The organism is Clostridium sp. Ade.TY, from assembly GCF_000498355.1.
Lineage (GTDB): Bacteria > Bacillota > Clostridia > Clostridiales > Clostridiaceae > Clostridium.
Genome location: NZ_AVSV01000041.1, coordinates 19,409 through 27,079, shown reverse-complemented (window position 1 = coordinate 27,079; position 7,671 = coordinate 19,409). Strand labels below are relative to the sequence as shown.

Below are 7,671 nucleotides of genomic sequence, written 5' to 3'. Positions count from 1 at the left end.
GCAGTCTATTTTTTTGCAATTGAATTAGAAACTAAAAAGGCAGAACTCCATGCCCATTGAAGATTAAATCCGCCACAATCTCCATCTACATCCAAAATCTCACCTGCAAAATATAAATCTTTAATTAATTTAGATTCTAAGGTCTTTGGATTAACTTCTTTAGTGTTAACACCACCTACTGTTACTTGAGCATTTTGAAATTCTTTAGTTCCAGTACATTTAAATGACCAGTTTTTAAGTCTTTCAATTAAAGTATTTTGATAATTCCAATCTAAGTCACAGCAAGGAATGTGAATATCATGAATTCCTATATCTTTAAGTAAAATAGGTATAAGTTTTTTATTAATTACTCCAATTAAAGCATCGGATATGCTTCTATGAGAAAACATAGCAAGATGACCATATATAAAATTACTAACATCATCTAAAGATTTCTCAGGCATCATATCTAATTTTATCCACACATCATGATGTTTTTTTAAATAACGAGAAACTGTGGATGAAATTTGAAGTATTGGAGGTCCAGAAATTCCGTAATCTGTGAATAAAATTTCACCAAATTCTTCTCTAATAATTTTATTATTAGATATTAAAGAGACTTTTCCATCAAACTTTATGCCTGATAATCCTTTAAGCCTTGGATAATCAAGTTTTAATTGAACTATCCCAGGCATTGTAGGTGTAATTGAATGACCAAGATTTTCAGAAAGTTTAAAGCCAGAACCATCTGAACCAGTTTTAACAGCAGATTTTCCTCCACAGCAAAGTAAAAGTTTTGCACAACTAAACTCATTAAATTCATCATTACTTGTGGATAACTTAAAAGTTTTTTTCTTGTGGATAGTTTTTACTTTGCAGTTTGTGTATAAAGGAATGTTTCTATCTTCGAGAGCCAATCTTAAAATATCCACAACTGAAGATGCTTGTAATGATTGTGGATAAAGTTTGTTATTTTCAAGTTCAATTATTGGAAGACCTATAGATAAAAAGAAATTTCTAGTATCTTCTATAGAAAAGCTATTTAAAGCATCAATAAAAAATCCATCATTTGAACTGTGATAGTTTTTAAATGGATAGCATATAGAAGAATTTGAAATATTACATCTACCATTACCAGTAGTTAAAATCTTTTTACCAACTCTATCAGTTCCTTCAATTACAGCAACATCTAAACCAAGATCTTTAGCTAGTATTGCAGACATAAGTCCAGAAGCTCCACCGCCAACAATTATTAAATCGTGATATATCATTTTAAAACGCTCCTTAATAAATCTTTTAAATAATTTTACCATAGTAATAATTTTGATTAAAGAATGGAATATTAAAATTAGAGGTGGACATTATGAAAGTTATTATAAAAAATAAAAAATTAGAAGATTATAATAAACAGTTTAATGTAAGAAGAATAAATTATGATAAAGTTTTAGTTTTATATCCAAATTCTGAAGGGATAAAAGAATTTTACAATAAAGATGTAGAAATAGTAACAGAGAATAAAATGGATGAATTTTTAGTTTCAAATAAAGAACTTTTAAAAATAAGGCTTCAAAGAGGAATTTCTGTATTTTTATATAAAGCTTTATTAGATGGAATAGAAATTGAGTGTAAAGAAGAGTTACAAAAGATAATATTATTATTAGACACTTACTCAATAAATAAACGAAATATTTGGGAAAAAAATTTGATTATGTTAGTTAATGATAAATTTCCTATAAAAGTTGAAGCTATTGGAAAAAAGTTTAGTAGAAAAGATTATAGTCTAAAAATTAATATTGTAGAAAAAGATGAATTTAAAAATTTATGTAGCGAAGAAATTAATAAAATAAAGAAAGAAATTGGCAAAAGAGAAAAATTAATATCAAAATATGTATTAGTAATAGAAAACCTTGAAAATTCAGGGGTTTTAAATAATAAATCAAGTAATGGAAAAAAATTAAAATTGCTAGAATAATGAATTATTAAAGATAAAAAAGAAAAAAAATAAAAAATTATTTAAAAAAGTGTTGACACTTAAATTGATTTTATGTAATATAGTCTATGTGATTAGCGCCAAGTAACTAACAAAGCGCAGGTCATGAGAAAAGTTTTAACATGGCTCCTTGGTCAAGCGGTTAAGACACCACCCTTTCACGGTGGTAACAGGGGTTCGATTCCCCTAGGAGTCACCATTTTTATGTGGGCGCATAGCTCAGCTGGGAGAGCACCTGCCTTACAAGCAGGGGGTCACAGGTTCGAACCCTGTTGTGCCCACCACATAATTTTTTAACGCGGCTCAGTAGCTCAGCTGGTTAGAGTGCTGGCCTGTCACGCCAGAGGTCGAGGGTTCGAACCCCTTCTGAGTCGCCATTTTTAATTTTAATAGCTTTTTACAATATGCTGATGTGGCTCAATTGGCAGAGCAGCTGACTTGTAATCAGCAGGTTATCGGTTCAAGTCCGATCATCAGCTCCAATTTAATATGGCTCCTTGGTCAAGCGGTTAAGACACCACCCTTTCACGGTGGTAACAGGGGTTCGATTCCCCTAGGAGTCACCATTTTTATGTGGGCGCATAGCTCAGCTGGGAGAGCACCTGCCTTACAAGCAGGGGGTCACAGGTTCGAACCCTGTTGTGCCCACCACATAATTTTTTAACGCGGCTCAGTAGCTCAGCTGGTTAGAGTGCTGGCCTGTCACGCCAGAGGTCGAGGGTTCGAACCCCTTCTGAGTCGCCACTTTTAAAATTAAAAAAGTTATTTGTTTAAAACTTAATATGGCTCCTTGGTCAAGCGGTTAAGACACCACCCTTTCACGGTGGTAACAGGGGTTCGATTCCCCTAGGAGTCACCAATTCTTTTTTTTTACACAAAAATGGGCGCATAGCTCAGCCGGGAGAGCACCTGCCTTACAAGCAGGGGGTCACAGGTTCGATCCCTGTTGTGCCCACCATTTTTATGTGGCTCAGTAGCTCAGCTGGTTAGAGTGCTGGCCTGTCACGCCAGAGGTCGAGGGTTCGAACCCCTTCTGAGTCGCCAAAGGAAGTAAGCATTAAGCTTACTTCCTTTTTTATTTAAAAATAAAAAGGACAGTTATACTGTCCTTTATTTTTTTGCTAAATTTAGTTTTATTCTTATATCTTCTGAATAGAATTTTTGTAATTTAAAGTTTCCAAGAAGTCTAGAAGAAATTCTTTCACTATAGTGTTTAGCAAGTTCTGCTAATGTGAAATTAGTTGATATTATCATTTTCTTCTTTTTAAGAAGTTTTCTATTTATTAGATTAAATAATTCTGTAGCAACAAAATCATTAAGTTGTTCAGAACCCAAGTCATCTATAATAAGAAGGTCGCAATCAATAAGAAGTTTTTCCATATAAGTATTATTATTAAACTTTATATCTTTTAATGCTCTTATTAATTCATCTGAAGTTTTATATATAACTAAAAATCCTCTGTCTAAAAGTTCTTTAGCTATACAGTATGAAAGAAAAGTTTTTCCGCTTCCTGGAGTTCCATAAAATAATAAATTATCAGAACTAGTACTAAAGTTTGGAATAAAATCTTTCATTACAAATTCTAAGTTATTTCTCATATTAGTTCTTGGAGAGAATTTTTCGTAGTTATCTTTTGATGATGAAAATAATTCGATATTAAAGTTACTAAAGTTATTATCTTTTAAAATATCTTCAAGATCAGAATCTTTATAATAAAGTCTTGTTAATTTTTCTCTGTAACAATCACATTTTTCAACCCCTATATAGCCAGTATCTTGACACTTGTTACATCTATAATGCATGTTTAAATATTCAGGGTTATAGCCATATTGAACTAATTTTTCACATTTTTTAGCTCTTATATCAATAATATTATCTTTAATATTTTGAATTTCTTCTTCTGTTGCACTACTTTTTAAAATTGTCATAGATAGTTTTAGAGAAAGTTTATGTATTTCATTATCTAAATCTATTATTTCAGGATGTAGTGCTTTAATCTCAGCTCTACGCTGCTTTAAGTTATGGTTTTCTTCATTTCTAATCTTTTGATATACGTTCATTAATTCAGATTGATATCCCTTAATCATCTTTATCCCATCCTAACAGTTTTTTCTCTAAAGAATCATAATCATATTCTCTTTGTTTAAAATCATTAAATCTGATAGCTTTTGGTTTACTTTGTTTATTGGAATTGAAATTATTATTGAATTGTTTATTTGATTTACTATGATTTTTATCTTTTAAAGCTACATCTTCCATAGTTTTTATATCATTTTTATGCCAATTGCTTAATATTCCATCTATGTATTTAAAGTCTGCTCTATTTAATCTTTCAAAGCATATATCACAAGCTTTTTCAATTAAAGGCATTTGAAATTTATAAGTAAATATCCATTTTTCAAGCATTTCTTCTTGAGGTTTCATAACTTCAGAAGATTTCATTCCAAGGTAAGATAAAATTCTTCGTATTTTAGTCCATTTATCTTCTGTTTGCTTGATTTGTGATTGAGCATCTTCGATAGTTTTTATGCCCATGTCATTCCAAGCTTCAGCGACTTTTTCAATGTATCTAAAATTAGTTTTTCCTTTGGATGAACAATACTCGATTAGTAATAATATTAACTCAGATGGGAATGAAAAATCTTTTTGCCAACCAAGATATATTTCCATTTCCTTGCTTGAAAGAGGTCTTGATAGTATTTTTTCTATATCTTTAAGCATGTCATGAGTTTCAGAACTATTTAATGCTTCTAATATATTTATGCTATCTTTATTGAATTCTACATCTTCTTCTTTAAGGTCTACAAATTCTATATTAAAATTACTCATTTTATCTATTGGGACAAGCTTTAAAACACCTTCATCATTCCAGTAATTTAATGCATTCATTATGTCAGATTCTAATAAGTTTAATGCTGAAGCTAAAACTGAAGAATTAACTCCAAGTTCACCACTTATATTGTATTTTAACATTAATAAATAAACCTTAACAAATTCACCACGAGCTTTTGGCATGTATTTTTCTATAAAGACATTGCTAACAGGGGTAAAATCCAAAGGTTTATTTTTAAGCATAAAAGTGCTCATTTAGATTCTCTACCTTTCAAATTAAATTTAATAGTTAAATTATATTATTTCATATACGTAAACTAATTATAACAAAGGTAAGATTATATAACAACTTAAGGAAAATCTTTAATATGAATAAAAAAATTTATTAATGGGAAAGTTAATTGATGTGTTAAAAAACAATAGAGAAGGAGATTGTTATGAGCTCGAAAAACATTAAAAAAATTATATTGTTTCTATGTATAGTAATATCAGGAGTAATATTAACAGATAGTTTTTTAGATTATAAAGCAAAGGGGTTTGAGGTATACTTAGGAAAAGCTGTAGTTGGATATGGTAATAATAAAGAAAGAGTAAAAGAAGATTATAATAAAATATTAACTGGAATAAATTCTAAGTTATCACAGGATGAAAAAGTATCTAAGAAAAGAATATCTTTTAGAAGAATTTATGAGAATGTTGAACTTTCAACATATGATGAGTTAATGACTAGCATTATAAATTTAATGAATAATGAAGTAACATTAAAATCATTAAGTATAGATGGCATGAGACTAGGATATGTCATTGATGAAAGTCAAGTAGATGAAGTATTAAGAGAAGTTAGTAATATATACATTACTAAAAATAAAATAGATAATAAGGAAGTTGACGGAATAAATATAAAAGGAAACATAAAGCTAAATAATGAAAAGGTTAGTTTATCAAAATTATCTAGTAATAAAGAATTAGCAAATTTAATTGTAGAAAAAAATGAAAAAGAATTATTAGAAGTTGAATTAGTAGTAAAGGAAAAATTAATAGTAGATATAGAACCATCAGTTAAAATTGAAAGAAATGATGATTTATTTTTAGGCGAAAGTTATGTAAAGAGTAATGGAGAAAAAGGAAAGAAAGAACAGTATATAGAAACAACTTATGTAAATAACGAAAAGAAGGATAGTGAAGTTATATCTGAGAATGTAATATTAGAAAGTAAAAGTAAGATTGTATATAAAGGAACAAAAAATCCTATAAATAGCAATACACCATTTTTAATGAGTCCAACTAGAGGTGGAATAATTACATCAAATTTTGGAGAAAGGTGGGGAAAACATCATAATGGAATTGATATAGCAGGTAACACTGGTGATCCTGTTATAGCAGCTTTTGATGGTGTTGTTAAGAGTACATTTTTTGAAAGAGATGGTTATGGAAATGTTGTTATTTTAGAACATGAAGATGGGCTTGAAACTAGATATGCACATATGAGTAAAATAGAGGTTAAAGAAGGAGAAAGAGTTAAGAAGGGTGATAGAGTAGGTAAGGTAGGTAGTACTGGAAGAAGCACAGGGCCGCACTTACACTTTGAATTAAGAGTAAATGGAACCCCTGTAAATCCAGAATGCTATATTGATTAACTATTTAAGTATATTATTAAAAATTAAAATTCCATCACCAACAATATCTTTAGGCAAATCTTTTTTGTCACAAGCTAACTTCAATATAGATAAAACATCATTAAATGTATAAGAAGGATTATGCTCTAATATTAATGCACAAACAGAGCATACAAAGGCAACTGCCAAAGAAGTTCCACTAAATGTTTTGTAGTTAGTATTTAATTTGCTTGGATATATTTTAATTCCATTTCTTTCAGAAATATAAGAAGTATTACTGTTTAGTGATGATATATTAGTGCATGATGCTACACAATTTGGTTTAGTAAGTTTACAGTAAGGGCCTTTAGATGAGTATAAATAAGGAGAAATTGGCTTAGAGCTATTTATTCCACCTACTGTTATACAATTATTTAATATTGCAATTCCCTTAATCATATCTTTTTCAGAATTTATGCTTCCACTTGGAACAATTGGGATTAAATTATGATTTATTGCAATATCAAATATACATTTAAAAGCATCAATTACGTAATAATTTAAATTTAAAAGTTCAAAGGGTAAACAAAGAATTCGTATATTCTTTTCATTTGCTAATTTAATTAAACATTCAATGCTATAAAGTACGTCAGAAGCAAATCCTTTACCTAGTTTATCAAATGCTTTATAGCAAATTATATTACTAGCTGGAGATACCCCTTTATATAAATTATTAGAATTTGCACCGCTAGCACACATTAACCCAGCTATTGCGGTACCATGTCCATTATCATCATAAGGGTATTTAAAGTCATTTATCAAATCAAAGAAATAATCTATTTTGTTATTAGGGCTTAGGAGATCAGGGTGAGGATAAACACCACTATCTACTAAGCCTATGTTTATATTCTTTCCTGAGTATTTGGATTTATTAGTATTATATAAATTACAGTTATTTGCTGATGTAACACTTATACCACATAAGAATAAGTAATCATCAAAAAATATTTTTTCAACTTCTGGGTATTCCAATAATAGTTTAATTTCATATTTATTTAAATTAGCAACAACTATATTACAATAATCTAATGAATAAATTAAAGCACCTTTAAAGTGAGATATCTTCTTTACTATTGATGAAAATAAATTTTTACACTTTACAAGGACTCTATATTTTTTATATGAATTATTTTTTAAAGCAATGTTTAGATTATAATCTAGTTTATTTTTTAAACTAAACATAGAGTTCTCCTAAAATATTATTACAATATCAT

General features: G+C 29.0%; 6 protein-coding genes and 10 tRNA genes. 12 read left to right on the top strand and 4 right to left on the bottom strand.

Translation table 11 applies throughout. From position 1 onward, the window contains the following. Positions 1-5 precede the first annotated feature (5 nt). Positions 6-1,250 (bottom strand): NAD(P)/FAD-dependent oxidoreductase, encoded by a 1,245-nt coding sequence (locus O212_RS0114915; RefSeq protein WP_024615875.1) that lies wholly within the window; start codon positions 1,248-1,250, stop codon positions 6-8. Between the two features lie 92 nt (positions 1,251-1,342). Between O212_RS0114915 and O212_RS0114910 the strand changes: the two genes are divergently transcribed. From O212_RS0114910 to O212_RS0114860, 11 genes are all read left to right on the top strand, one after another. Next, on the top strand, positions 1,343-1,951 hold the full coding sequence (locus O212_RS0114910; RefSeq protein WP_024615874.1) for a hypothetical protein: 609 nt from the start codon (positions 1,343-1,345) through the stop codon (positions 1,949-1,951). Positions 1,952-2,093: 142 nt separating this feature from the next. Then, a tRNA-Glu gene (locus O212_RS0114905) sits at positions 2,094-2,168 on the top strand. Positions 2,169-2,177: 9 nt separating this feature from the next. Next, positions 2,178-2,253 (top strand) — tRNA-Val (locus O212_RS0114900). A gap of 16 nt (positions 2,254-2,269) precedes the next feature. Beyond that, a tRNA-Asp gene (locus O212_RS0114895) sits at positions 2,270-2,346 on the top strand. Positions 2,347-2,375: 29 nt separating this feature from the next. After that, positions 2,376-2,451: transfer RNA gene (locus tag O212_RS0114890), tRNA-Thr, on the top strand. 9 nt (positions 2,452-2,460) lie between these two features. Beyond that, positions 2,461-2,535, top strand: a tRNA-Glu gene (locus O212_RS0114885). A gap of 9 nt (positions 2,536-2,544) precedes the next feature. After that, positions 2,545-2,620 (top strand) — tRNA-Val (locus O212_RS0114880). Between the two features lie 16 nt (positions 2,621-2,636). Further along, positions 2,637-2,713 (top strand) — tRNA-Asp (locus tag O212_RS0114875). A 40-nt stretch (positions 2,714-2,753) separates the two neighbouring features. Continuing rightward, positions 2,754-2,828, top strand: a tRNA-Glu gene (locus O212_RS0114870). 23 nt (positions 2,829-2,851) lie between these two features. Next, positions 2,852-2,927 (top strand) — tRNA-Val (locus O212_RS0114865). Between the two features lie 9 nt (positions 2,928-2,936). Further along, positions 2,937-3,013: transfer RNA gene (locus O212_RS0114860), tRNA-Asp, on the top strand. 66 nt (positions 3,014-3,079) lie between these two features. Here the strand turns inward: O212_RS0114860 and O212_RS0114855 are convergent. Continuing rightward, positions 3,080-4,057 carry an ATP-binding protein gene (locus O212_RS0114855; protein ID WP_024615873.1) on the bottom strand — a complete coding sequence of 326 codons (978 nt, stop codon included), beginning with the start codon at positions 4,055-4,057 and terminating at the stop codon, positions 3,080-3,082. Then, a complete protein-coding gene (locus O212_RS0114850; RefSeq protein ID WP_024615872.1) occupies positions 4,050-5,057 on the bottom strand; it encodes a DnaD domain protein in 1,008 nt (335 codons plus the stop codon). The genes O212_RS0114855 and O212_RS0114850 overlap by 8 nt, the downstream gene beginning before the upstream one ends. 182 nt (positions 5,058-5,239) lie before the next feature. Between O212_RS0114850 and O212_RS0114845 the strand changes: the two genes are divergently transcribed. Beyond that, a complete protein-coding gene (locus tag O212_RS0114845; RefSeq protein ID WP_024615871.1) occupies positions 5,240-6,439 on the top strand; it encodes a M23 family metallopeptidase in 1,200 nt (399 codons plus the stop codon). On the opposite strand, the gene O212_RS0114840 is transcribed toward O212_RS0114845, so the two are convergent. Beyond that, entirely contained in the window at positions 6,440-7,639 is a 1,200-nt protein-coding gene (locus O212_RS0114840; RefSeq protein WP_024615870.1) for a S8 family serine peptidase, read from the bottom strand. Positions 7,640-7,671 lie beyond the last annotated feature (32 nt).